20 protein-coding genes are annotated in these 25,355 nt (G+C 71.0%); all 20 read left to right on the top strand.

What is annotated here, in order from left to right; translation table 11 throughout:
• Positions 1-12 precede the first annotated feature (12 nt).
• The 20 genes from nuoE to OG607_RS18330 all read left to right on the top strand — a co-directional run bounded on the left by nuoE (position 13) and on the right by OG607_RS18330 (position 25,350).
• Entirely contained in the window at positions 13-744 is a 732-nt protein-coding gene (nuoE, locus tag OG607_RS18425; protein WP_405724300.1) for an NADH-quinone oxidoreductase subunit NuoE, read from the top strand.
• Between the two features lie 2 nt (positions 745-746).
• Positions 747-2,078, top strand: a complete 1,332-nt coding sequence (gene nuoF, locus OG607_RS18420; RefSeq protein ID WP_405724298.1) for an NADH-quinone oxidoreductase subunit NuoF — start codon at positions 747-749, stop codon at positions 2,076-2,078.
• Positions 2,075-4,567, top strand: a complete 2,493-nt coding sequence (locus OG607_RS18415) for an NADH-quinone oxidoreductase subunit G (RefSeq protein ID WP_405724296.1) — start codon at positions 2,075-2,077, stop codon at positions 4,565-4,567. Before nuoF ends, OG607_RS18415 begins: the two co-directional genes overlap by 4 nt.
• Positions 4,564-5,955, top strand: coding sequence for an NADH-quinone oxidoreductase subunit NuoH (nuoH, locus tag OG607_RS18410; RefSeq protein WP_405724294.1), 1,392 nt, complete (start codon positions 4,564-4,566; stop codon positions 5,953-5,955). Before OG607_RS18415 ends, nuoH begins: the two co-directional genes overlap by 4 nt.
• Positions 5,948-6,526 carry an NADH-quinone oxidoreductase subunit NuoI gene (gene nuoI, locus OG607_RS18405; RefSeq protein WP_405724292.1) on the top strand — a complete coding sequence of 193 codons (579 nt, stop codon included), beginning with the start codon at positions 5,948-5,950 and terminating at the stop codon, positions 6,524-6,526. Before nuoH ends, nuoI begins: the two co-directional genes overlap by 8 nt.
• A complete protein-coding gene (locus OG607_RS18400; RefSeq protein ID WP_405724290.1) occupies positions 6,523-7,332 on the top strand; it encodes an NADH-quinone oxidoreductase subunit J in 810 nt (269 codons plus the stop codon). Before nuoI ends, OG607_RS18400 begins: the two co-directional genes overlap by 4 nt.
• Complete coding sequence (gene nuoK, locus OG607_RS18395; RefSeq protein WP_405724288.1) at positions 7,329-7,628, top strand: NADH-quinone oxidoreductase subunit NuoK; 300 nt, start codon at positions 7,329-7,331, stop codon at positions 7,626-7,628. Before OG607_RS18400 ends, nuoK begins: the two co-directional genes overlap by 4 nt.
• A gap of 14 nt (positions 7,629-7,642) precedes the next feature.
• Positions 7,643-9,541, top strand: a complete 1,899-nt coding sequence (gene nuoL / locus OG607_RS18390; protein ID WP_405724286.1) for an NADH-quinone oxidoreductase subunit L — start codon at positions 7,643-7,645, stop codon at positions 9,539-9,541.
• On the top strand, positions 9,541-11,136 hold the full coding sequence (locus tag OG607_RS18385) for an NADH-quinone oxidoreductase subunit M (protein WP_405724284.1): 1,596 nt from the start codon (positions 9,541-9,543) through the stop codon (positions 11,134-11,136). The genes nuoL and OG607_RS18385 overlap by 1 nt, the downstream gene beginning before the upstream one ends.
• Positions 11,133-12,782: an NADH-quinone oxidoreductase subunit NuoN gene (gene nuoN / locus OG607_RS18380; RefSeq protein ID WP_405724282.1), complete on the top strand. Its 1,650-nt coding sequence runs from the start codon at positions 11,133-11,135 to the stop codon at positions 12,780-12,782. Before OG607_RS18385 ends, nuoN begins: the two co-directional genes overlap by 4 nt.
• Positions 12,783-12,985: 203 nt before the next feature.
• Positions 12,986-14,266 carry an ATP-grasp domain-containing protein gene (locus OG607_RS18375; protein WP_405724280.1) on the top strand — a complete coding sequence of 427 codons (1,281 nt, stop codon included), beginning with the start codon at positions 12,986-12,988 and terminating at the stop codon, positions 14,264-14,266.
• A complete protein-coding gene (locus tag OG607_RS18370; RefSeq protein WP_405724278.1) occupies positions 14,263-15,489 on the top strand; it encodes an FAD-dependent oxidoreductase in 1,227 nt (408 codons plus the stop codon). The genes OG607_RS18375 and OG607_RS18370 overlap by 4 nt, the downstream gene beginning before the upstream one ends.
• A 226-nt stretch (positions 15,490-15,715) precedes the next feature.
• A complete protein-coding gene (locus OG607_RS18365; protein ID WP_405724276.1) occupies positions 15,716-16,738 on the top strand; it encodes a polyprenyl synthetase family protein in 1,023 nt (340 codons plus the stop codon).
• Between the two features lie 183 nt (positions 16,739-16,921).
• Positions 16,922-18,142 carry a cytochrome P450 gene (locus OG607_RS18360; RefSeq protein ID WP_405724274.1) on the top strand — a complete coding sequence of 407 codons (1,221 nt, stop codon included), beginning with the start codon at positions 16,922-16,924 and terminating at the stop codon, positions 18,140-18,142.
• Positions 18,143-18,152: 10 nt separating this feature from the next.
• Entirely contained in the window at positions 18,153-19,424 is a 1,272-nt protein-coding gene (locus OG607_RS18355; protein WP_405724272.1) for an aminotransferase class I/II-fold pyridoxal phosphate-dependent enzyme, read from the top strand.
• A complete protein-coding gene (locus OG607_RS18350; protein WP_405724270.1) occupies positions 19,421-20,560 on the top strand; it encodes an N-acetyltransferase in 1,140 nt (379 codons plus the stop codon). Before OG607_RS18355 ends, OG607_RS18350 begins: the two co-directional genes overlap by 4 nt.
• A 59-nt stretch (positions 20,561-20,619) precedes the next feature.
• Entirely contained in the window at positions 20,620-21,525 is a 906-nt protein-coding gene (locus tag OG607_RS18345) for an NAD-dependent epimerase/dehydratase family protein (protein ID WP_405724268.1), read from the top strand.
• Positions 21,522-22,826 (top strand): condensation domain-containing protein, encoded by a 1,305-nt coding sequence (locus tag OG607_RS18340; protein ID WP_405724266.1) that lies wholly within the window; start codon positions 21,522-21,524, stop codon positions 22,824-22,826. The genes OG607_RS18345 and OG607_RS18340 overlap by 4 nt, the downstream gene beginning before the upstream one ends.
• Before the next feature lie 106 nt (positions 22,827-22,932).
• Positions 22,933-23,994 carry a CHRD domain-containing protein gene (locus OG607_RS18335; protein ID WP_405724264.1) on the top strand — a complete coding sequence of 354 codons (1,062 nt, stop codon included), beginning with the start codon at positions 22,933-22,935 and terminating at the stop codon, positions 23,992-23,994.
• Between the two features lie 183 nt (positions 23,995-24,177).
• Complete coding sequence (locus OG607_RS18330) at positions 24,178-25,350, top strand: LolA family protein (protein WP_405724262.1); 1,173 nt, start codon at positions 24,178-24,180, stop codon at positions 25,348-25,350.
• Positions 25,351-25,355: the final 5 nt, after the last annotated feature.

The following is a 25,355-nucleotide window of genomic DNA, read 5'->3' as shown; positions in this document are numbered from 1 at the left end:
GGCATCCCACAGATGCCCGCGCCGGACTATCCGGCCGACGTACGGCAGCGGCTCGAAGCCGACGCCCGCGAGATCATCGCGCGCTACCCGAGCAGCCGAAGCGCCCTGCTGCCCCTGCTCCACCTCGTCCAGGCCGAGGAGGGGCACGTCACGCGCACCGGCGTCCGCTTCTGCGCCGAGCTGCTCGACCTGACGACGGCCGAGGTCACGGCGGTGTCGACCTTCTACACCATGTACCGCCGCGGACCCAGCGGCGAATACCAGGTCGGGGTCTGCACCAACACGCTCTGCGCGGTCATGGGCGGCGATCAGATCTTCGACGAGCTCAAGGAACACCTCGGCGTCGGCAACGGCGGCACCACGGACGACGGCAAGGTCACGCTGGAGCACATCGAGTGCAACGCGGCCTGCGACTTCGCGCCGGTGGTGATGGTCAACTGGGAGTTCTTCGACAACCAGACCCCCGCCTCCGCCAAGCGGCTCGTCGACGACATCCGGGCAGGCCGCACCGTCGAACCGACCCGGGGCGCTCCACTGTGCACATACAAGGAGACGTCCAGGATCCTCGCAGGGTTCCCCGACGAGCGCCCCGGCGCGGTCGAAGCCTCCGGCGGCGCCGGCCCGGCCTCGCTCGCCGGGCTGCGCCTGGCGCGAGGCGAGGCCGCGCCCCGCGTCGTACCGCCACGGCACGAGCCGCAGACGCCGCACGAGCCGCAGGACCGGCAAGCGGAGGGGGACAAGTGACCATGGTCGACTCGGCAGAGAAAATGCTCTCGCCAGTCCTTTCGGCGTTCTGGGACGACCCGCAGTCCTGGACCCTGAACACGTATCGCCGCCACGAGGGTTACGAGGGCCTGCGCAAGGCGCTTTCCATGGCCCCGGACGACGTCATCGCCTTCGTGAAGGACTCCGGACTGCGCGGCCGCGGCGGCGCGGGCTTCCCGACCGGCATGAAGTGGCAGTTCATCCCGCAGGGTGACGGCAAGCCGCACTACCTGGTCGTCAACGCCGACGAATCCGAGCCGGGCACCTGCAAGGACATCCCGCTCCTGTTCGCCAACCCGCACTCGCTCATCGAGGGCATCGTGATCGCCTGCCACGCGATCCGCTCCAACCACGCCTTCATCTATCTGCGCGGCGAAGCCGTACCCGTCCTGCGCAGGCTGCATTTCGCCGTCGCCGAGGCCTACAAGGCCGGCTACCTCGGCAAGAACATCCAGGGCTCCGGCTTCGACCTGGAGCTCACGGTCCACGCCGGCGCGGGCGCGTACATCTGCGGTGAGGAAACGGCCCTCCTGGACTCGCTCGAAGGACGCAGGGGCCAGCCCCGTCTGCGGCCGCCCTTCCCGGCGGTCGAGGGCCTGTACGCCTGCCCGACCGTCGTCAACAACGTCGAGTCCATCGCGTCCGTCCCCTCGATCCTGGTCAAGGGGAAGGAGTGGTTCCGCTCCATGGGCAGCGAGAAGTCCCCGGGCTTCACGCTCTACTCGCTCAGCGGCCACGTCGCCAACCCCGGCCAGTACGAGGCACCGCTCGGCGTCACCCTGCGCCAGCTGCTCGACATCAGCGGCGGCATCCGCCCCGGCCACCGGCTCAAGTTCTGGACCCCGGGCGGCTCCTCGACCCCGATGTTCACCGACGAGCACCTGGACGTCCCGCTGGACTACGAGGGCGTCGGCGCGGCCGGTTCCATGCTCGGCACCAAGGCGCTGCAGTGCTTCGACGAGACGACCTGCGTCGTGCGGGCCGTCACCCGCTGGACCGAGTTCTACGCCCACGAGTCCTGCGGCAAGTGCACACCCTGCCGCGAGGGCACGTACTGGCTCGTCCAGCTGCTCCGTGACATCGAGGCCGGCAAGGGCGCGCTCGCCGACCTCGACAAGCTCTACGACATCGCCGACAACATCAACGGCAAGTCCTTCTGCGCTCTCGGCGACGGCGCCGCCAGCCCGATCTTCTCCTCCCTGAAGTACTTCCGCGCGGAGTACGAGGAGCACATCGAGCGCGGCGGCTGTCCCTTCGACCCTGCCAAGTCCACGGTCTGGGCCGACAAGTCTCACCTGGAGGTGAACGCGTGACCGTCACTACCAACGCACCCTCCGGAGGAGGCGCGGCGGCAGTGCCGCCGGAGGATCTGGTGTCCGTCACCATCGACGGCATCCCGGTCTCCGTCCCCAAGGGGACCCTGGTGATCCGCGCCGCCGAGCTGCTCGGCATCGAGATCCCGCGCTTCTGCGACCATCCGCTGCTCGACCCGGTCGGCGCCTGCCGCCAGTGCATCGTCGAGGTCGAGGGCCAGCGCAAGCCGATGGCGTCCTGCACCATCACCTGCACGGACGGGATGGTGGTGAAGACACAGCTCACGTCCGGTGTCGCCGAGAAGGCGCAGCGCGGCGTCATGGAGCTGCTGCTGATCAACCACCCGCTGGACTGCCCCGTCTGCGACAAGGGCGGCGAATGCCCGCTCCAGAACCAGGCGATGACCGCCGGGCAGGCCGACACCCGCTTCGAGGGCCGCAAGCGCACGTACGAAAAGCCCATGCCGATCTCCACGCAGGTGCTGCTGGACCGCGAGCGGTGCGTGCTGTGCGCGCGCTGCACGCGCTTCTCACAGCAGATCGCGGGCGACCCCTTCATCGAGCTGCTGGAACGCGGCGCCCTGGAACAGGTCGGCATCGGTGAGGGCGACGCCTTCCAGTCGTACTTCTCCGGCAACACCATCCAGATCTGCCCGGTCGGCGCTCTCACCTCGGCGGCTTACCGTTTCCGCTCGCGGCCCTTCGACCTCGTCTCCTCGCCCAGCGTCTGCGAGCACTGCGCGGGCGGCTGCGCCACCCGTACGGATCACCGGCGCGGCAAGGTCATGAGGCGGCTCGCGCAGGACGATCCCGAGGTCAACGAGGAGTGGATCTGCGACAAGGGCCGCTTCGGATTCCGCTATGCGCAGCGGCCGGAAAGGCTCACCCACCCGCTCGTGCGCAACGCGGAAAACGGTGAGCTGGAGCCCGCGAGCTGGCCCGAGGCGCTGGCCGCGGCGGCCCGCGGCCTCACCCGGGGCCGCACCGGCGTGCTGCCCGGCGGGCGGCTGACGGTGGAGGACGCCTACGCCTACGCCAAGTTCGCGCGGGTCGTCCTCGACACGAACGACGTCGATTTCCGGGCCCGTACGCATACGGCCGAGGAAGCCGACTTCCTGGCGGCCGCCGTCGCCGGGCGCGGACGTGACCTGGACGGGAGCGGGGTCACGTACCGGCTGCTGGAGGCGGCACCGGCCGTGCTGCTGGTCGGCCTCGAAGCCGAGGAGGAGGCGCCCGGCGTCTTCCTCCGCCTGCGCAAGGCGCACCGCAAGCGCCGCCAGCAGGCCTATGCGCTTGCGCCGTTCACCACCCGGGGCCTGAAGAAGGCGGGCGGCGTGCTGCTGTCGGCCGCGCCCGGCACCGAGACCGAGTGGCTGGACGCGCTTGCGGGCGGCGTCGGGCTGGAAGGCGACGGCAGCGCCGCCGCCGAGGCACTGCGGGCGGACGGATCCGTGATCCTGGTCGGCGAACGGCTCGCCTCCGTGCCCGGCGCGCTGACCGCCGCGATCCGCTTCGCCCGGGCCAGCGGCGCCACGCTCGCCTGGATCCCGCGCCGGGCCGGAGAGCGCGGCGCGGTCGAGGTGGGCGCCCTGCCCGGGCTGCTGCCCGGCGGCCGGCCGGTCACCGACCCGCGCGCGCGTGACGAGGTCGCCCAGGTCTGGGGCGTCGGCATCCTTCCGCCGCGCTCCGGCCGCGACACCGGCCAGATCCTCGACGCGGCGGCCGGCGGCGAACTCGCCGCTCTCCTCGTCGGCGGCGTCGAACTCGCCGACCTCCCCGACCCTGCGGCCGCCCGCGCGGCCCTGGACGCGGCCGGCTTCGTCGTCAGCCTGGAGCAGCGCTCGAGCGAGGTGACCGACCGGGCCGATGTCGTCCTCCCGGTCGCGGCTGTCGTGGAGAAGGCCGGGACCTTCCTGAACTGGGAAGGCCGCGCCCGGCCCTTCGAGGCCGCCCTCAAGCCGGAGCAGGCCGTCACACGGCTCCAGATGGCCGACGCGCGCGTGCTGACGATGCTCGCCGACGCCATGGACGTCTCCCTGGGGCTTACGGATGTGCGCGCTGCGCGTGCCGAGCTTCAGCGGCTCGCCCCGTACGACGGGCCACGTGCCTCGCCCCCGCTGGAGACCTCCGCGACGCTGCCGCAGCCCGCGCGCGGCGAGGCCGTCCTGGCGGGCCACCGGCTTCTGCTGGACCAGGGGCGCCTGCAGGACGGGGACGAGGCGCTCGCCGGCACCCGGCATCCTGCGGTGGCCCGGCTCTCGGCCGCCACGGCGGCGGAGGCGGGTGTCAGCGAGGGCCAGCTGGTCGAGGTCTCCGGCCCGGCCGGGTCCGTAACGCTGCCGCTGGCGGTGACGGCGATGCCGGACCGGGTGGTGTGGCTGCCGCTCAACTCCGTCGGCGGGGGAGTGGCCTCCGATACGGGCGCTGTGCCCGGCCAGGTCGTCAGGGTCGTCAAAGTCAGCGCTGCCGGGGCGGAGGTGACCCGATGAGCCCGAGCCTGAGCCCGAGTCCGAGCCCGCTTTCGCAGTTCGCCGCCGAGGACCTGTCGATGTTCGGCACCGACCCCTGGTGGCTGGTCGTCGTCAAGGCGGTCTTCTGCTTCGCGTTCCTGATGCTGACCGTGCTGTTCTCGATCGTCTGGGAGCGCAAGGTCGTCGCGTGGATGCAGCTGCGCATCGGCCCCAACCGCCACGGCCCCTGGGGGATGCTCCAGTCGCTCGCCGACGGCGTGAAGCTGATGCTGAAGGAAGACCTGATCGTCAAGCGCGCCGACAAGGTCGTCTACGTCCTGGCGCCGATCATCGCGGCGATCCCGGCCTTCATGGCGATCGCCGTGATCCCCTTCGGCCCGGCGGACAACGAGGTGTCGATCTTCGGTCACCGGACGCCGATGCAGCTGACGGACCTCCCGATCGGCATCCTCTACATCCTGGCCACGGCCTCGATCGGCATCTACGGCATCGTGCTGGCCGGCTGGTCGTCGGGCTCCACCTATCCCCTGCTCGGGGGTCTGCGCTCCTGCGCGCAGATGATCTCGTACGAGATCGCGATGGGCGTGGCCTTCGCATCGGTGTTCCTCTACTCCGGCTCGATGTCGACCTCGCAGATCGTGGCCTCGCAGCAGGACCGCTGGTACATCCTCCTTCTCCCGGTGTCGTTCATCATCTACATCGGGACGATGGTCGGCGAGACCAACCGCGCGCCCTTCGACATGCCGGAGTCCGAAGGCGACCTGGTGGGCGGCTTCAACACCGAGTACTCGTCGATCAAGTTCGCGCTCTTCATGCTCGCCGAGTACGTGAACATGGTGACGGTCTCGGCGGTGGCTACGACGCTCTTCCTGGGCGGCTGGCGGGCCCCGTACCCGATCAGCACGTTCTGGGAGGGAGCGAACCACGGCTGGTGGCCGATGCTGTGGTTCGTGGTGAAGGTCCAGCTGCTGCTGTTCGGCTTCATCTGGCTGCGCGGCACGCTGCCACGCGTGCGGTACGACCAGCTGATGAAGCTGGGCTGGAAGGTCCTCATCCCGGTCTCGATGGTCTGGCTGATGCTGGTCGCGACCGTGCGGGCGCTGCGCAACGAGAACTACGACTTCCAGCAGATCGTGCTCTACGTCGGCGGGGCCGTCGTCCTCGTCCTGCTGGTCTCGCTCGTGGTCGACGTCTTCCGCGACCGCGAGGAGAAGGACCGGAAGGCCGCCGAAAAGCTGGCGCCGCCCCAGGAGTTCGACCCGATGGCGGGCGGGTATCCGGTGCCGCCGCTGCCCGGCCAGACGCTGCCGCCGGTCCCGCGCAGGCGGTCCCGGCTCGAGCGGGAGCTGATTGTCAGTGGTGGAGTGAATACTGACAGTGACGGAAAGGAGGCCGACGATGCCTGAGTTCCTTGGCCCGGTCGCGGGCTTCGGCGTGACCTTCAAGGCCATGTTCAAGAAGCGGCTGACCGAGCAGTATCCCGAGGAGAAGAAGCCGACCGCACCGCGCTTCCACGGCCGGCACCAGCTCAACCGGCATCCGGACGGGCTGGAGAAGTGCATCGGCTGCGAGCTGTGCGCGTGGGCCTGCCCGGCGGACGCGATCTATGTCGAGGGCGCGGACAACACGGACGAGGAGCGTTACTCGCCCGGTGAGCGCTACGGCCGGGTCTACCAGATCAACTACGCGCGCTGCATTCTGTGCGGGCTGTGCATCGAGGCCTGCCCGACGCGGGCGCTGACGATGACGAACGAGTACGAACTCGCCGACAGCAGCCGCGAGTCGCTGATCTTCACCAAGGAGCAGCTGCTCGCGGGGCTGGAGGAAGGCATGGTCGAAAGCCCGCACTCGATCTTCCCCGGGACGGACGAAGGCGACTACTACCGGGGCCTGGTGACCGAGGCCGCGCCCGGGACGGTGCGCCAGGTCGCGGTGTCCAAGGGCGAGGAGCCGATGTCAGAGGGGGTGGAGGCATGATGAGCGACCTCGCGGCCTACACGACCTCCACCGGCGAGGCCTTCCAGTTCTGGGTGCTCGGCACCGTGGCGGTGGTGGGCGCGCTCGGGACCGTGCTGATGAAGAAGGCGGTGCACAGCGCACTGTCGCTCGCCGGGACGATGATCGTCCTAGCGGTCTTCTATCTGGCGCAGGGCGCGTACTTCCTGGGCGTCGTGCAGATCGTGGTCTACACGGGCGCGATCATGATGCTCTTCCTCTTCGTCGTGATGCTGGTCGGCATCACCGCCGCCGACTCGCTGAAGGAGACGCTGAAGGGGCAGCGCTGGCTGGCCGCCGTGTGCGGGATCGGCTTCGGGATCCTGCTGATCGCGGGCATCGCCAACGCCCAGCTGCATTCCTTCGCCGGGCTCGGCGAGGCCAACGCCAAGGGCAATGTCGAGGGCCTGGCGGCGCTGATCTTCACCAAGTACGTATGGGCCTTCGAGATCACCGGCGCGCTGCTGATCACGGCGGCCGTCGGCGCGATGGTCCTCACCCACCGGGAGCGCACCGAGCGCCGCCACACGCAGCGCGAGCTCTCCGAGCAGCGGGTGCGCGAGGGCAAGCAGGTGCCGCCGCTGCCGGCGCCGGGTGTGTACGCGCGGCACAACGCGGTGGACAACCCCGGCCTGCTGCCGGACGGCACGCCGTCCGCGCTGACCGTCAGCGACACCCTGCGGGCGCGCGGGCAGGTGCGGGACGTGTCGGGCGAGGCGCTGGACAGCCTGGCCGAGCTGGAACAGCGCTCGACCGAGCGACTCGGCCGTAAGGAGGTCGGAAAGTGAATCCGGTCAACTATCTGTATCTGTCGGCGCTGTTGTTCACCATCGGCGCGGCCGGGGTGCTGATCCGGCGCAACGCGATCGTCGTCTTCATGTGCGTCGAGCTGATGCTGAACGCCTCCAACCTGGCGTTCGTCACCTTCTCCCGGCTGCACGGCAATCTGGACGGCCAGATCATCGCGTTCTTCACGATGGTCGTCGCCGCCGCAGAGGTGGTCGTGGGGCTCGCGATCATCGTGACGATCTTCCGCTCCCGCCACTCGGCCTCGGTCGACGACGCCAGCCTGATGAAGCTCTGAGGGGTAGCGACACTGTGGAGAACCTGATCGGACTGCTCGTCCTCGCCCCCTTGCTGGGCGCGGGTGTGCTGCTGACCGGCGGCCGCCGGCTCGACCGCACCGGCCACTGGATCGGCTGCGCCTTCGCGGCCACGTCCTTCGTCATCGGCGCGGTCCTCTTCGCCGACATGCTGAGCCGCTCCGGCGAGGACCGGACGCTGACCTCGCACCTCTACACCTGGGTCCCGGTCGGCGGCTTCCAGGCCGACGTCGCATTCCAGCTGGACCAGCTGTCGATGACCTTTGTCCTCCTGATCAGCGGTGTGGGCACGCTCATCCACATCTACTCGATCGGCTACATGGAGCACGACGAGCGCCGCCGCCGCTTCTTCGGCTACCTCAACCTCTTCCTCGCGGCGATGCTGCTGCTCGTCCTCGCGAACAACTACCTGCTGCTGTACGTCGGCTGGGAGGGCGTCGGCCTCGCCTCCTACCTGCTGATCGGCTTCTGGCAGCACAAGCCGAGCGCGGCCACGGCGGCCAAGAAGGCGTTCATCGTCAACCGCGTCGGCGATGTCGGTCTCTCGATCGCGATCATGCTGATGTTCACGACCTTCGGCACCTTCTCCTTCCAGCCGGTCTTCGAGGCCGTCGGCAAGGCCCACGAGGGCATCCTCACCGGCATCGGCCTCATGCTGCTGCTCGCCGCCTGCGGCAAGTCGGCCCAGGTGCCGCTCCAGTCGTGGCTCGGTGACGCGATGGAGGGTCCGACCCCGGTCTCGGCCCTCATCCACGCGGCCACGATGGTGACGGCGGGCGTGTACCTGATCACCCGTTCCGGGGCGATCTTCAACGCGGCCCCGGACGCCCAGCTGGCGGTCGTCACGGTCGGCGCGGTCACGCTGCTCTTCGGTGCGATCGTCGGTTGTGCGAAGGACGACATCAAGAAGGCCCTGGCCGGATCGACGATGTCGCAGATCGGCTACATGATCCTGGCGGCGGGGCTGGGCCCCATCGGCTATGTGTTCGCGATCATGCACCTGGTCACGCACGGCTTCTTCAAGGCCGGCCTCTTCCTCGGCGCGGGCTCCGTCATGCACGGCATGAACGACGAGGTCGACATGCGCAAGTACGGAGGCCTGCGCAAGTACATGCCGGTCACCTTCGTCACCTTCGGGCTCGGCTATCTGGCGATCATCGGCTTCCCCGGCCTGTCCGGATTCTTCTCCAAGGACAAGATCATCGAGGCCGCCTTCGCCAAGGGTGGCACGGAGGGCTGGATCCTCGGCGGTGCGGCCATGCTGGGCGCGGCGATCACGGCGTTCTACATGACGCGCGTGATGCTGATGACCTTCTTCGGCGAGAAGCGGTGGGAGCCGGACGGCCAGGGCCACGACCCGCACCCGCACGAGTCGCCCAGGTCCATGACGATCCCCATGGTCATCCTCGCCTTCGGCTCGGTGTTCGCGGGCGGGCTGTTCAGCCTCAACGAGTCCTTCCTGAAGTGGCTGGAACCGGTCACCGGACACGAAGAGGGCCATTCCCCGCTCAGCGCGGGCGCCGTCACCGCCGGCACCATGGTCGTCCTCGTCATCGGCGTCACCCTGGCCTGGCTGATGTACGGGCGCAGGCCCGTCCCCGCCGTCGCCCCGCGCGGCTCGCTGCTCACCCGGGCGGCCCGCCGCGATCTGTACCAGGACGACTTCAACCACGTCGTGCTGGTGCGCGGCGGCGAGCACCTCACCCGAAGCCTGGTCTACGTCGACCACAAGGGCGTCGACGGTGTCGTCAACGGCACGGCGGCCGCGGTCGGCGGCCTGTCGGGCCGGATGCGCCGCCTGCAGAACGGTTACGTACGGTCCTACGCGGTTTCCATGCTGGGCGGCACCGCAGTACTGGTTGCGGCAGTGCTCTTGATGCGAGGAGTCGCCTGATGTCCTTTCCACTCCTTACCGCGACCGCCGCCCTGCCGGCGCTCGGCGCGATCGCCACGGCCGCCATGCCGGCGGCGAAGCGGGCCGGCGCCAAATGGCTGGCGCTGGGCTTCTCGCTGGCGACGCTCGTGCTGGCCGCGATCGTCGTCGTACGGTTCGACCCGGGCGGGGCGCGCTATCAGCTGACCGAGTCGCACGCATGGATCAAGGACTTCGGGGTCCGGTACGAACTCGGGGTCGACGGCATCGCGGTGGCCCTGATCGGGCTCACGGCGCTGCTGATCCCCTTTGTCATCGCCGCCGCCTGGCATGACGCGGACCCGCTCGAAGAGGCCAACCCGAACCGCCGCTGGCGGCCGACGCAGGGCTTCTTCGCGCTGATCCTGCTGGTCGAGGCGATGGTCCTGATCTCCTTCGAGGCGACAGACGTCTTCGTCTTCTACATCTTCTTCGAAGCCATGCTCATCCCGATGTACTTCCTCATCGGAGGCTTCGGCGACCGCGCCCACGAGCACGGCGAGGAGGAAGCGGCCCGCCAGCGCTCGTACGCGGCGGTGAAGTTCCTGCTCTACAACCTGGCCGGCGGCCTGATCATGCTGGCCGCCGTCATCGGGCTGTACGCGGTCACCGCCGACCAGCTCGGCACCGGCACCTTCTCCCTCCAGGAGATCCTGCAGGCCCGGGCAGCCGGGAAACTGGACATGTCGTCGACAGCCGAACGGGCGCTGTTCCTCGGCTTCTTCTTCGCCTTCGCCGTCAAGGCGCCGCTGTGGCCGCTGCACACCTGGCTGCCCAACGCGATGCAGGAGTCCACGGCCCCGGTCGCCGTCCTGATCACCGCGGTCGTCGACAAGGTCGGCACCTTCGCGATGCTGCGCTACTGCCTCCAGCTCTTCCCGGAGGCCAGCAAGTGGGCCACTCCGGTGATCCTGGTCCTGGCCGTCATCGGCATCATCTACGGCGCGCTGCTGGCCGTCGGCCAGCGGGACATCAAGCGGCTGGTCGCGTACGCGTCGATCTCGCACTTCGGCTTCATCATCCTGGGCATCTTCGCGATGACCTCCCAGGGCCAGGCCGGCGCGACGCTCTACATGGTCAACCACGGGATCTCGACGGCCGCCCTGATGCTCGTGGCGGGCTTCCTGATCACCCGGCGCGGCTCCCGCCTCATCGCGGACTACGGCGGGGTGCAGAAGGTGGCGCCAGTGCTCGCGGGCACCTTCCTGATCGGCGGTCTGGCCACGCTGTCGCTGCCGGGGCTGGCGCCGTTCGTCAGCGAGTTCCTGGTCCTGGTGGGCACGTTCAGCCGCTATCCGGCACTGGGCATCATCGCGACCGTCGGCATCGTGCTAGCCGCGCTGTACGTCCTCGTCCTCTACCAGCGGACGATGACTGGCCCGGTGAAGGCGGGCGTCGAGGGCATGCCCGACCTCAAGGTCCGTGAACTCGCCGTCGTGGCACCGCTGATCGCGCTGCTGCTGCTCCTCGGCGTGTACCCGAAGCCGGTGACCGACATCGTGAATCCGGCGGTCCAGCAGACGCTCTCCGATGTGCACAAGACCGACCCCAAGCCGGCGCTGGAGGCTTCCAAGTGAGCAACGTGAATGTTGTCCACAGCCTGTGGACAACGGCGGCCGATTCCGCCGACAAGATCCAGGCCCCGAAGATCGAGTATGCCCAACTGGCCCCCGTGCTGATCGTCTTCGGCGCGGCGGTCATCGGGATCATGGTCGAGGCCTTCCTGCCCCGGCGCTCCCGCTACCTCGCGCAGGTCGGCGTCAGCATCCTCGGCATGGCGGCCGCGTTCGCCGCCGTCGTGGCCCTCGCGGCCGACGGGTACGCGAGCAAGAAGGCGCACATCGCGGCCATGGGCGCGGTCGCGGTCGACGGACCGGCGCTCTTCCTGCAGGGCACGGTCCTGCTGGTCGGCATCGTCGCCGTCTTCACCTTCGGCGAGCGGCGGCTCGACCCCAAGGCGCACGGCAGGCATGTCGACTCCTTCGCCGCGCAGGGCTCGGCGATCCCCGGCAGCGAGCAGGAGAAGGACGCGGTCAAGGCGGGGTTCACCACCACCGAGGTCTTCCCGCTGCTGCTCTTCGCGGTGGGCGGCATGCTGGTCTTCCCGGCCGCCAACGACCTGCTGACCCTGTTCGTGGCCCTGGAGGTCTTCTCCCTCCCGCTCTACCTGCTCTGCGCCCTGGCCCGCCGCCGGCGCGTCATGTCGCAGGAGGCGGCCGTCAAGTACTTCCTGCTCGGCGCCTTCTCCTCCGCCTTCCTGCTCTTCGGCATCGCCCTGCTCTACGGCTACGCGGGCACGGTCACGTACTCCGGCATCGCCTCCGTCATCGACGGCAGCGCCACCCTCACCCCCGCCCTGGCCAACTCCTCGGCCAACGACGCGCTGCTGCTCATCGGCACCGCCCTGGTCGTCATGGGCCTGCTCTTCAAGGTCGGCGCCGTCCCCTTCCACATGTGGACACCCGACGTCTACGAGGGCGCCCCGACGCCGGTCACCGGCTTCATGGCGGCGGCCACGAAGGTCGCGGCCTTCGGTGCGCTGCTGAGGCTGCTGTACGTCGTCCTGCCGGAGCTGCGCTGGGACTGGCGGCCGGTGCTGTGGGGCGTCGCGATCCTGACGATGCTGGCGGGCGCGATCATCGCCGTCACGCAGACGGATGTGAAGCGGCTGCTGGCGTACTCCTCCATCGCGCACGCGGGCTTCATCCTCGCCGGTGTCGTCGCCACCTCGCCGGAAGGGGTCTCGTCCGTGCTGTTCTATCTGGCGGCGTACTCCTTCGTGACGCTCGGCGCGTTCGCCGTCGTGACCCTCGTACGGGACGCCGGCGGTGAGGCGACGCACCTGTCGCGCTGGGCGGGGCTCGGGCGGCGGTCGCCGCTGGTCGCTGCGGTGTTCGCGGTGTTCCTGCTGGCCTTCGCGGGCATTCCGCTGACCTCCGGGTTCGCGGGGAAGTTCGCGGTGTTCAAGGCGGCGGCGCAGGGCGGGGCGGTGCCGCTGGTGATCGTGGGCGTCATCTCGTCGGCCATCGCGGCCTTCTTCTACATCCGCGTCATCGTCCTGATGTTCTTCAGCGAGCCCAAGGCCGACGGCCCGACGGTGGCGGTGCCCTCGCCGCTGACGTCCGCGGCGATCGCCATCGGGGTCGCGGTGACGATTGTGCTGGGTGTGGCACCGCAGTACTTCCTGGATCTGGCGGGGCAGGCCGGGGTGTTCGTGCGGTAGCGACGGCTCCTTATTGGTGCGGTGCCCCGGGACTTGGACGGTTCCGGGGCACCGTGCTTTTGCCGGTTACGTGCGGTTGTGCGACGGCTAAAGAGTTCGCAATGTCCGAAAAAGTCTTGCCGGAATGCTCAATTCGGGCTTAGCTTCCTAAGTGGTCATGGTCGGGGTGGGCCGTTGGATACCGTGACCATTGGGGGGAACAGGTGGCAAGTTCCGCGTTTGCGATCAATGCTGCCGTACCGGGGCTGATCGTCAAGATCGGCGACTACCCGCTGCACCACGGCGGCGTGGGCGCCATCCGCAGCCTCGGCCGAATCGGCGTGCCCATGTACGCCATCACCGAGGACCGACATACTCCCGCCGCCGCCTCGCGCTATCTGCGCGGCCGCTTCGTGTGGCCGACTACCGGCCTGGAACCGGCCGGGAAGCTGGTCGAGGGGCTGCGGCGGATCGGCCGGCGCATCGGGCGGCCGACGATGCTGATCCCGACCGACGAAGAGGCGGCCGTGCTCATCGCCGAGCACGCCGACGAGCTGTCGGCCGGTCCGCCGGGATTCCTCTTCCCGCGTATGGAGGACCCGGCCCTGTCACGGCGGCTGGCCAGTAAGCAGGGGTTACACGAGCTGTGCACGCAGTACGGGGTGCCCTCGCCGCGCGCCGCCTTCCCGGAGTCGTACGCGGACGTCGAGGCGTACGCGGCCACCGCCCGCTTCCCGGTGGTCGCCAAGAACCGCGAGGCCTTCGAGCGCCGCCGCGCCCCGGCGGTGCACGGCACCACCAGGATCGCCGGGCCCCGCGAACTGCTGGAACTGGCCAGCGGCTGGGGGGAGCGGCCCGGGGTGATCCTGCAGGAGTACCTGCCGCGCGAGGACGCGGAGGACTGGATCGTGCACGCGTACTTCGGCTCCGGGGAGCCCGTGCTCTTCACCGGGGTCAAGGTCCGATCATGGCCACCGCACGCCGGGATGACGGCCTGCGCGTATGTGGTCGCCAACCCCGAACTCGCCGAACTGGCGGCCCAGTTCTGCAAGTCCATCGGCTTCCAGGGCATCGCCGACCTCGACTGGCGCTACGACCGCCGTGACGGCCGCTACAAGCTCCTCGACTTCAACCCCCGCATGGGCGCCCAGTTCCGGCTCTTCGAGTCGGCGGCCGGCATCGATGTCGTACGCGCCCAGCACCTCGATCTGACCGGCCAGGACATCCCGCGCGCCCCGCAGCGGGAAGCGCGCCGCTTCATCGTGGAGAACATCGACCTGCCCGCCCTGCTGGCGTACCGCCGCAGCGGCTACACCACCCCGCACGCCCCGGCGCGGGCGAGCGGCACCGAGCTGGCGTGGCTGGCCCGGGACGACCTCAAGCCCTTCGCCGTGATGCTCGCCCGGTTCGTACGGCCGGGCGCCGCCCATCTGCTGCAGATGTACCGCACCCGCACCCGCACCCGCACCCGCACCGGCAACAGCTCCCGAAAGGACGGCACATGACCTCCGTACCCGTATCCGTGGCTGTGATCGGGGCCGGTCCCTACGGCCTCTCGACCGCCGCTCACCTGCGGGCACTCGGTGTGTCCGTCCGGGTCTTCGGCAGCCCGATGGTGAGCTGGGCGGAGCAGATGCCGGCCGGGATGCTGCTGAAGTCCACGCCGCTCGCCTCCAACATCTCGGCGGCCGTGCCCGGCCACAGCCTGCAGGACTTCGGGCGTGAGATGGGCGAGCAGCCCCTCGTGACGGACTGGGACATCATCCCGGTCGACACCTTCATCCGCTACGGACGCTGGTTCCAGGAGCGGCTCGTCCCCGACCTGGAGCAGGTACGGGTGGTGTCGGTGGACCGGCGCGGCGATCTGTTCGACCTGAAGCTCGACTCCGGCGAGCAGTTCCAGGCGCGGGCAGTGGTCGTCGCCAGCGGGCTGCACGGCTTCGCTCACGTGCCGGAGGTGCTGCGGGGCGTCGTGCCCGACGGGCCCTCGGCGGCCGGATCCGTCTCGCACAGCTCCCAGCACCCCGACCTGGGGCGCCTCCGCGGGCGGGAGGTCATCGTCGTCGGCGCCGGGCAGTCAGCGCTGGAGAGCGCCGCGCTGCTGGCCGAGGCCGGTGCCCAGGTCCGCCTCCTCGCCCGCGGCCGCCGGCCCGGCACGGTGGGCTTCGGCGACGCGCCGGACCGCCAGCCGCGTTTCCGACCCGAGTCCCCCTTCGGGCGGGCCTGGTCGCTCTACGCCTTCAGCTACCACGCCCAGGCCTTCCGCTACCTGCCCGCCCCGACCCGGCTCTACCTGGTGCGGCGGGTCCTCGGACCGCTCGGCGCGTGGTGGCTGCGCGAGCGTTTCGAGGGCAAGGTGCGGGTCTCCACGGGGCACGAGATCCGGGGGGCCAGCACCGATTCCGCCTCCGGCAGGGTCGTCCTGTCCACGGCCGCGGCCGGCGGCCGCGCGGGTGAGTTCGCCGCCGACCACGTGCTCGCCGCCACCGGCTACCGCGTCGACCTCGAAGCGCTCGGCTTCCTCAGCCCCGAGCTGCGGGCCGGGCTCGCCCGGGTCGGCCGCACCGGCTCCCCCCGCCTCGGCGCCGACTTCGGCTCCTCCGTCCCGGGGCTCTTCTTCACCGGACTGCCCGCCGCGGCCACCTTCGGTCCCGTACTGCGCTTCGTGTGCGGTACGGAATGGGCCTCCCCGCGCCTCGCGAAGGGGGTCGCGGCGGGCGTCGCCTGAGCCCCGCCGGGGGCTCTCCTGCCGGGTCCGCCGGATTGTGGGTAGGCGTTCCACAACCATGGAATGCCTACCCACAACCCGGCCACTTCGGCGGGGCAAAAGCCGCGAAGGGCCATGCCCCCGCAGTGATCGCGAAGCGACCGGTTACGCTGCCGGTGTAGACAGCGCACTACGCCGTGCCACGCCAGAAGCCGCGGAAGCGATCTCAGCGACAGGAGAATCCCTCGTGACGACCGTCGTCGTGCCCTTCGGGCTGAGCGTCCAGGACGAGGCCCTTGAGGCCGATGTCCAGGCCGGGCTGTCGGCCGTCGAGGAAGGCCTGCTGGAGGCCACGAAGAGCGACGTGCCGTTCATCGCGGAGGCGGCGCGGCATCTGGTGCGGGCGGGCGGGAAGCGGTTCAGGCCGTTGCTGGTCATGCTGGCGGCACAGTTCGGGGACCCGCACGCGCCCGGGATCGTGCCGTCGGCGGTCGTGGTGGAGCTGACGCACCTGGCGACGCTGTACCACGACGACGTGATGGACGAGGCGGAGGTCCGCCGGGGCGTGCCGAGCGCGAACGCGCGCTGGGACAACTCGGTGGCGGTGCTGACCGGCGACTTCCTGTTCTCCAAGGCGTCCCGCATACTGGCCGACCTCGGGCCGGAGGCCGTACGGATTCAGTCGGAGGCCTTCGAGCGGCTGGTCACCGGCCAGATCCTGGAGACCATCGGCCCGCGCGACGGGCGGGACCCGATCGAGCACTACCTGGATGTGATCTCCGGGAAGGCCAGCTCGCTGACCGCCGTGTCGGGCCGCTTCGGCGCGCTGATGTCGGGCGCTGACGAGACGGTCGTCGACATCCTCACGCAGTACGGGGAGCGGCTGGGCACCGCCTTCCAGCTGGCGGACGACATCCTGGACATCGCGAGCGACAGCCACGAGTCCGGCAAGACCCCGGGCACGGACCTGCGCGAGGGCGTGCCGACCCTTCCCGTCCTCCACCTGCGCTCGCAGGTCGCCAAGGCCAACGGCTCGGCGTCCGCCGACGACCGGCGGCTGTGCGAGCTGCTCGACGGCGACCTCACGGACGACGGCCGCCACGCCGAGGCGCTGGAGCTGCTGCGCGCGCACCCGGCGCTGGAGCAGGCCCGCAAGGACACGGTGCGGTACGCGGAGGAGGCGCGGGCGACGCTGGCGCCGCTGCCGGACTGCTCGGCCAAGGCCGCACTGGCGGGGCTGTGCGAAGCGGTGGTCCACCGCGCGGGGTGAACCGCACGGGGTGAACCGCGTGGGGCGATCGGTGGGCGCAGCACAGTAGCCGACCCGGGCGATGAAACACGAATTATGTCCACGGGCGGGTGAAACGGGCCGACTTGGCTGGCTCGGAACGTATGTGGCGGAGCAGTCTTCTTAACTCAGGCCGCATTCCGTTCCGACAGATGAGTTAGAGCCTTGTTGATCAGCCCGACCCTGGACGCCGGCTCCGCGGCCGGTCTCGTACGGCGGTGGCGGCAGTCCTCGGAACCGGGAGAGCTCGCCGGGATCTACGACGACCTGCGCGCCGCCGGACCGCTCGTTCCCACCCACTGGAACGCCCTGCTGGTCACCGGCTACGACGACTGCCGCCAGGTCCTCGCCGACCGGACGTGGCATACGCTCGGCGCCCGCTGGCGCGACGCCAACCGCCCCGGCTGGCGGCGCAGCGCGAGCACCGTCGCGCTGTGCGAGACCCCGCTGCAGCAGGACCCGCCCGAGCACACCGAGCGCCGCCGACCGCTGACCGCCGCCCTGTCCCCCCGGGCCATGACGGACGGCGCGGCCGCCCTGGTGGAACCGCTCGTGGACGCGTACGTACGCGCCTTCGCCGACCGGATCCGTGGCCACGGCCCCACCGACATCGTGGCCGCCGTCTGCCGCCCCCTGCCGACCGCCGTGCTGGCCGGGCTGGTGGGGCTGCCGCCGGAGGTCGACCTGGCCTGGCTGGCCGCCGAGAGCCTGGCCATGGTGCGGGTCGAGGAACTGGCCAGCCCGCCCAGTGTCGTACGCCGGGCCGACGAGGCCGCCATCGCCCAACTGGCGTGCTACGACCGGATCCTGGCCGAGCGCGTCCGCAGGCCCGCCGGGGACCTGCTGTCCCGCTGGGCCGCCGAGGACCGGGGCGGGGCCCGGCATGTGCTGCTCACGCTGTTCTCGGCCGGGGTGCCGACCACGGCGGCGCTGCTGGCGGGCCTGGCACACGCCCTGGTGACGCATCAGGGACTCGCGGAAAGGATCCGCCAGGAACCGGGATCCGCCGAGCAGCTCACGGACGAGGTGCTGCGCTGGGACCCGCCCGGCCGGGTCGTGACCCGGGTCGCCGCCGCCGGCACCGAGCTCGGCGGCCGGCCGCTGCCCGCCGGGCAGGTCGTCCACGCCCTCATCGGCGCGGCCCACCGCGACCCGGATGTCTTCACCGACCCGCACACCTTCGACCCGTACCGGGCGCCGCAGCGGCTGCTGGCCTTCGGCTCGGGGCTGCACTACTGCCTGGGGACCCATCTGGCCCGTTCACAGGCCACGGCCTTCGTACGGGCCTTCGCCCGCGAACTGCCCGGCGCGCGCCCGGCCGGGCCGCCGGTGCGGCAGCCGGGACCGAGCATGGCCGACATCACCCGACTGCCCATCACGCGCTGAGGAGAGAAAAGTGGCGGATATCTTCGACAAGCATCTGTCGCCGTTCGCCCGGGCCCTGACGGAGACCGGACCACGGCCCTTCAGCCGCCCGCTCACCGCCATCGGCGAAGGCGAGGCCCTGGTCGACGGCGTACGCGTGGTCATGACCGCCTGCAACGACTACCTCGGCCTGTCCGCCGACCCGCGCGTGACGGCTGCCGCCGCCAAGGCCGTGGGGGAGTACGGCACCTCCTGCTCCGGCAGCCGGCTGGTCTGCGGGACGCTGCCGCTGCACGAGGAACTGGAGGCCCGGCTCGCCGCGTTCCTCGGCCGCGAGGCCGCGATCGTGACCACGACCGGCTTCCAGGCGAATCTGGCCCTGACCCCGCTGTTCGGCAGGGGCGACCTGGTCTTCAGCGACACGGCCAACCACGCCTCCCTCGTCGACGCCATCCGGCTCGGCGCCGCCGCCAAGCGGCTGTACGCCCACTCCGACATGGCCGACCTGGGGCGGCAGCTCGCCGCGGCGGACCCCGGCGCCGCCAAGATCATCGTCACCGACGGGCTGTTCTCCATGGAGGGCGACCTGTGCCGGCTCCCCGAGCTCACCGGCCTCGCCCGCCGCCACGGCGCCCGCCTCGTCGTGGACGGCGCCCACGACATCGGGCTGCTGGGCCCCGGCGGGCGCGGCGTGGCCGAGCACTTCGGCCTGCCGGACGCCGTCGACCTGTACACCGGCACCCTCTCCAAGTGCTTCGGCTCGGTCGGCGGCGTACTGGCCGGCCCGGCCGACATCATCAACTACCTGCGCTACACGGCCCGCCCGGTCATCTTCACCGCCTCGATGCCGCCCGCCGCCCTCGCGGCCGCCCTCGCCGCGCTCGACATCATCGAGGCGGAACCCGAACGCCGCATGCGCGTGCTGGATCTGGCCGGACGCCTGCGCAACGGGCTGCGCGAGCTGGGCCTGCGAACGGGGGAGCCGGGGGAGCCGGGGGCGTCACAGGGGGAGCCGGAAGCCGTGACCCCGATCGTCCCGGTGCACATCGGCGACGAGGAACTCTGCGCGCGCATGTGGGGCCTGCTCCTCGACGAAGGCGTGTTCGCGCATGCCGTGGTCGCTCCCGCCGTCCCGATGGGCCGGGCGCTGATCCGGCTCTCCGTACAGGCCACCCACACCGACGACCACCTCTCCCGGATCCTGGACGCCTTCGCCGCGGCGGGCCGCCGCCTGGGGCTGATCCCAGGCGCACGCCCCGTCCCGCGCCAGGCCCAGCCGGCCGACGTAATGAGCGCACGATGACCGACCTCACCGTCACCCCCGTACGCGGCCGGGCCGACACCACCGCCTTCATCCGCCTCCCTTACGCCGTCTACCGCGACGACCCGCACTGGGTGGCTCCCCTGGAGCGCGAGCGGCGCGCCTTCCTCGACCCGGGCCGCAACCCGTTCCACGACACCGGCACCGTCCAGCTCTTCCTCGCGCGCCGGTCGGGCAGGACGGTGGGCCGCATCGCCGCCGTCGTCGACCCCCGCTTCACCGAGCGGCACGACCCGAAGTGCGGCCACTTCGGCCTGTTCGAGTGCGCCGATGACCCCGAGGCCGCCGAGGCCCTCTTCGACACGGCTGCCGTGTGGCTAGGCGAGCGCGGCCTCACGCGCATGCTCGGCCCGCTCAGCTTCTCCACCAACGACGAGTGCGGCGTGCTCGTGGACGGCTTCGGCGGACCGCCCACCATGCTGATGCCGCACAACCCCTCGTACTACCCCGGCCTCCTCGCCCGCTGCGGCTTCACCAAGGCCAAGGACCTGCTGTCGTGGCGGATCCCGATGTCCGCCGACGGCGAGCCCCCGGCGGCGGTGCGGCGGGTGGCCGAACGGGCGCTGGCCGCGCCCGATGTCGTGGTGCGGCCGCTGGACCCGGGGCGTTTCGACGCCGATCTCGCCGCCGTCAAGGACATCTACAACGACGCCTGGGCCGAGAACTACGCCGCCGTCCCCATGACCGACCGAGAGTTCGAGCACACCGTACGGCAGCTGAAGCCCATCATCCGGCCCGAACTGCTCCAGATCGTCGAGGTCGGCGGCGACCCCGCCGCCTTCACCCTGTGGCTCCCCGACACCAACCAGGCCTTGGCCGCCGCCCACGGTCGCCTCACCACCTTCGGCCTCCCGGTCGGCCTGGTCCGCATCACCCGGGCCGCCCGCCGCATCGACCGCACCCGGGCCGTCACCTCCGGCATCAAGAAGGCGCACCGCAACCGGGGCCTGGCCGCCGCCATGTTCGCCCGGGCCCAGCGCGCCGCCTTCCGCCTCGGCTACACCGAGACCGAGCTGTCCTGGATCCTGGAGGACAACCGCGACGCCAACCGCTACGCCAAGGCGGTGGGCGGGCAGCTCTTCCGCACCCACCGCCTGTACGAGCGCAGCGCGGGCTGAGCGCGATGCCTGCGACGCCCGCGACGTCCGGGATGCCTGTGACGCCTCCGACGCCTCCGATGAGATACCTGGTCACCGGCGCGACCGGCTTCATCGGCCGCCATCTCGTACGCCATCTCACCGAGGGCGGCCACGACGTGACCGCCCTCGTACGCGACGGCCGCCACGCCCCCGGGGCCGCCCGTTCGCTCCCCGGGGACCTCGCCACCGGCACCGGGCTCCTCACCGCCGTCCAGGAGGCCGCCCCCGACCGCGTCATCCACCTCGCCGGGGTCACCAAAGCCGCCCATGCGCATGCGTACGACGAGATCAACGAACACGGCACGCGCATGCTGTGCAGAGCCCTCGCCGCCCTCCCGCGAGCACCCCGCCTCGTCCACTGCTCCTCGCTGGCCGCCTCCGGCCCCGGACGGCTTCGGCACGAGGACGATCCGCCGGCCCCGGTCTCCGCGTACGGGCGCAGCAAGCTGGCCGGCGAGCGCGCGGTCGGCGACCGGGGGACCATCGTGCGCCCGCCGATCGTCTACGGACCCGGGGACCGCGAGTTCCTGCCCCGCCTGGTCGCATCGGTGCGCGCCGGGTTGCTCCCCGTCGTCGGCGGCCCCGGCCCGCGCCGCTACTCCCTCATCCATGTGGACGACCTGTGCCGCGCCCTGCTCACGGCCGCCGAGTGCGGTGCGGACGGCGCGATCCACCACGTCAGCGACGGTACCGAGCACCTCTGGGACGACATCGGCGCCGCCGTCGCCACGGCACTCGGCCGGCGGCCGCCGCGCGTCGTGCGCGTGCCGGCGTGGGCGGCCACGGCCGCCGCGCGGGCATTCGGCCGGGGCACCACCCTGACGCCCGACAAGGTCACCGAGGCCCTGCACCCGGACTGGACGACCGCCCCGGGCCGGCTCCCCTTCACCGCGGAGATCACCCTGGCCGACGGCCTCCGCGCCGCCCTGGCGCCGCCCTCATGACCGTACGCCGACGCCTCTCCCCGACCGAGCGCCTCGTCTGGGCCGCCGGCGAGGTCCTCCCCGTCAACTTCGCCGTCACCGCCCGCGTCACCGGACGAGCCCACCCCGGCCGGATCCGCGACGCCCTCGCCGCCGTACGCCGCCGCCACCCCCTCCTCGGCGTCCGCCTCGACGCCCCCGGACGCTGGCAGGCCTGGCTGACCTCGGACGACGTCCCCGACCCCGGCCTGCGGATCGTGACGGCCACGTCCCCCGACACCTGGACCCAGGTCGTCGAGCAGGAGCTCCAACGCCCCTTCGACACCACCACCGGCCCCCTCGCCCGCTTCGTCCTCCTCGACCACGGTGACTCCGGCGACTCCTTCGACCTGGTCTGCGTCTACCACCACCTGGTCGCCGACGTCCTCTCGGCGGCCTTCGTCGTGCGGGACGTGCTCGACCATGCGGCTGCGCCCCGAGTCGTCCGGCAGACGTCCGGGCCGCGGGAAGACCGTCCGCGCGGAGGCCCGCAGATCACCGGGGCGCAGGCCGCCCCGCCCGCCGACGACCTCCTCCCCGGCCGGCGCGCCAACCCCGCCGACCTCCTCAAGCTCGCCCGCGCCCTTGGCGGCCCCCCGCCCCCGCGCCCCGACCGCCCCGCGGGCCCCCTCACCTACACCACCTGGTCCCTGCCCCCCGAGGAGACCTCCGCCCTCCTCACCCGCTGCCGCGCCGAACGCACCACCCTCCAAGCCGCCCTCTGCGCCGCCTTCGCCCAGGCGTACGGCCGCCCCATCCGCATCGCGGTCCCCGCCGACCTCCGCCGCATCCTCACCCCCTCCCCCCAGGAGGCGATGGGCCTGTACGCCTCCACCGTGTTCGTCACCGCGGACGCGACGACCTCACGCCACGACCTCAAGGCCGCCATCCACCGCCAACTGCGCCCCGACGAACTCGTCCCCCTCGTCCGGGTCTTCCGCCTCCTGCGCCCCGTCCCCCGCAGGACCCTGAGCGCCCTGCTGCTGCGCGGCGAGACCAAGGGCGCCCGCTTCGACATCTCGCTGAGCAACGTCCGCGTACCCATCCCCCAGGACTACGGCCCGCTCCGCCTCGACGCCCTGTACGGCGCCGCCAACACCAGCCTGTCCGGCGCGCCCCTGGTCCTCGTGGCGGGTCACGGCGGGCGGCTCTTCTTCGGCGTCACCTCGACCGACGGAGCCGCTGTCGCCGAACTCTGCGAACGGGCCATGTCCCATCTGGGGTCTCTGGTGCCCTTTTCGGAACGTCCCCCGAGCCGGGCCGGTTCGGCGCCGGCGCCGTGACTCTCCTCGCACAGCCGCACTGAACCCGCCCCTCGCCCCGCCCCGTGTCCATGGCGAGCGGCCGGTACAGGGGGTACCGGCCCCACCACGGGACGGGAACCCCGCGATGAAGAGCATCAACAAGCGCCGCACCGCCATCACCCTGGCCATCGGCGGCACGGCCGCCGCTGCCGCGCTCGGCACGACGCTGGCGATCCACCCAGCAGGACATGACGCGGCAGGACATGACGCGATGAATCACAGTCACGGCGAGGCGACCACGGCCGTCGTGGACGCCGCGGCCGCCGAGCAGAACTTCACCACGCAGACCACGACGACGACCGCGTCCACCACCGCGTCCAGCGGCGACGCCGTCTACTTCGCCGCGAGCCTGAGCGGCCGCAACGAGGTCCCGGTCCCGAACGGTCCCGCCGTCGGCGACAAGGACGGCGCCGCGATCGAGTTCGTACGCGTCCAGGGCAACCAGGTCTCCTTCGCCATGAAGTGGAAGGGCATCGCCCCGCCCACCGCCGCCCACATCCACCAGGGCGTGGCCGGCAAGAACGGCGACGTCAAGATCCCGTTCTTCGCCGAGAAGCTCCCGGGCAGCCTCTACTCCGTCACCGGCTCGGTCACCGTCAACGACCCCAAGCTCCTGGCCGACCTGCGCCAGGACCCCACCGGCTTCTACGCCAACCTCCACACCGCCGAATTCCCCGGCGGCGCCGTCCGCGGCCAGCTGCACAAGGTCACCGGCCCCATCGACTTCCGCAAGTCCCTCACCAACTTCCAGGCCTCCGTCGTCAAGGGCAAGCAGATCTACGCCTGCACCAAGCAGAGCGATGGCACCCACGCCTTCACCCAGAACAACGTCAGCGCCCAGCTCGGCGCCGGCATCAAGCACTTCTTCGTCAACCCCACCGCCGGCCCGCCCGCCTGGCTCGCCCCCGACGGCAGCGCCGTCACCGGCACCCTGATCGCCAAGACCCCGAACGGCACCGGCAACATCCCCGAGCTGGACCTCAAGGCCACCCAGGCCGGACGCCCCGGCGGGCTGCTCTCCCAGACCCAGGAGATCCTGCGGCTCAACACCGTCGGCGGTGTCGCCCCGGCCGGCACCTGCGACCCGCACAAGACCCCCAAGGTGGGCGTGCCCTACCAGGCGGACTACCTCTTCCTTCAGCGTTAGGGGGTGTCTGGCCAACCCGCATACGCCTCGGGGTTCGTCATACCTGGGGCGTACGCGCAGTTGCCTCCGTCGGCTGATGTGCTGTCAGCCCCGATTTGGTGGGATGGAAACCACCACGACAGGGCGGTTCGGGCGACAATGCAAGAGAGCCCGCCGTTGACGACGGAGGTAGGGACAGCAGTGATGGCACGAATCCAGGACACAGACGACGACACCCGCGGGCGCCGCGGCAAGGCCATGCGTTACGCCGTCCCGGTCGCGGCGGCGGGCATCGCAGCCGCGACCATCGGACTCGTACCGGCGCTGGCCAGCGCGGGCACCCCGGACCTTCCGAAGATCTCCGCCCAGAAGCTGATCGAGAAGATCGCGGCCTCCGACACGCAGACGATCTCCGGCTCGGTGAAGATCACCACGGACTTCGGGCTGCCCTCGTTCGCGAACCTCGACACGAGCGCCTTCGGCGACCTGACCGGCGGCGCATCGGGCGACAGCGGCGACGGCAGCAGCGCCGCCGACCCGACGAAGCAGCTCACGCAGCTCCTCACCGGCTCCCACATCCTCCATGTCGCCGCCGACGGCCCCGACCGCCAGAAGGTCTCGATCGTCGAGCAGGCCGCCGAGTACAGCGTCATCCACAACGGCACCCAGCTCTGGGCCTACGACAGCGACAGCAACCAGGCCTACCACGCGATCCTCCCCAAGGACGCCGCGGACCGCCCGGCCCCTGCCCCGTCCCTGAGCTCCCTCACCCCGCAGGAGGCCGCCGAGCAGGCCCTGAAGGCGGTGGACGACACGACCTCCGTCACCGTCGACGGCACCGCCCGGGTCGCCGGCCGGGACGCGTACCAGCTGCTCATCAAGCCCAAGGCGGCCGACACGACGGTCGGCGCGATCCGCATAGCCGTCGACTCCGACACCGGGGTGCCCCTGAAGTTCACCCTGACCCCGAAGGGCAGCGCGAAGGCGGCCGTCGACGTCGGCTTCACGAAGGTGGACTTCGCCAAGCCGTCCGCCAGCACGTTCACCTTCACCCCGCCCAAGGGCACAAAGGTGACGACGGAGAAGGCGGACGCCGACGCGGCGAAGCCGGACCACACGAACGCCGAGGACGCACTGTCGGGTCTCGACGCCGTGGGCCTGGGCAAGGGCTGGGACTCGATCGCCGAGCTGAAGCTCCCGGCCGGGGACTCCGGCGACCTGTCCCTCCTCAACAGCTTCGGCAAGCAGGTCAACGGCGACTTCGGCTCCGGCACCTTCGTCTCCACCCGTGTGGTCAACGCCCTGATCACCGACAGCGGCAAGGTCTACATCGGTGCCGTCACCCAGGACGCCCTCATCAAGGCGGCCAACAAATAGTGCGG

This window comes from Streptomyces sp. NBC_01537 (assembly GCF_045040445.1).
GTDB lineage: Bacteria > Actinomycetota > Actinomycetes > Streptomycetales > Streptomycetaceae > Actinacidiphila.
Note: the sequence above shows the minus strand (reverse complement) of the source record. Positions and strands in the feature narration are given on the sequence as shown.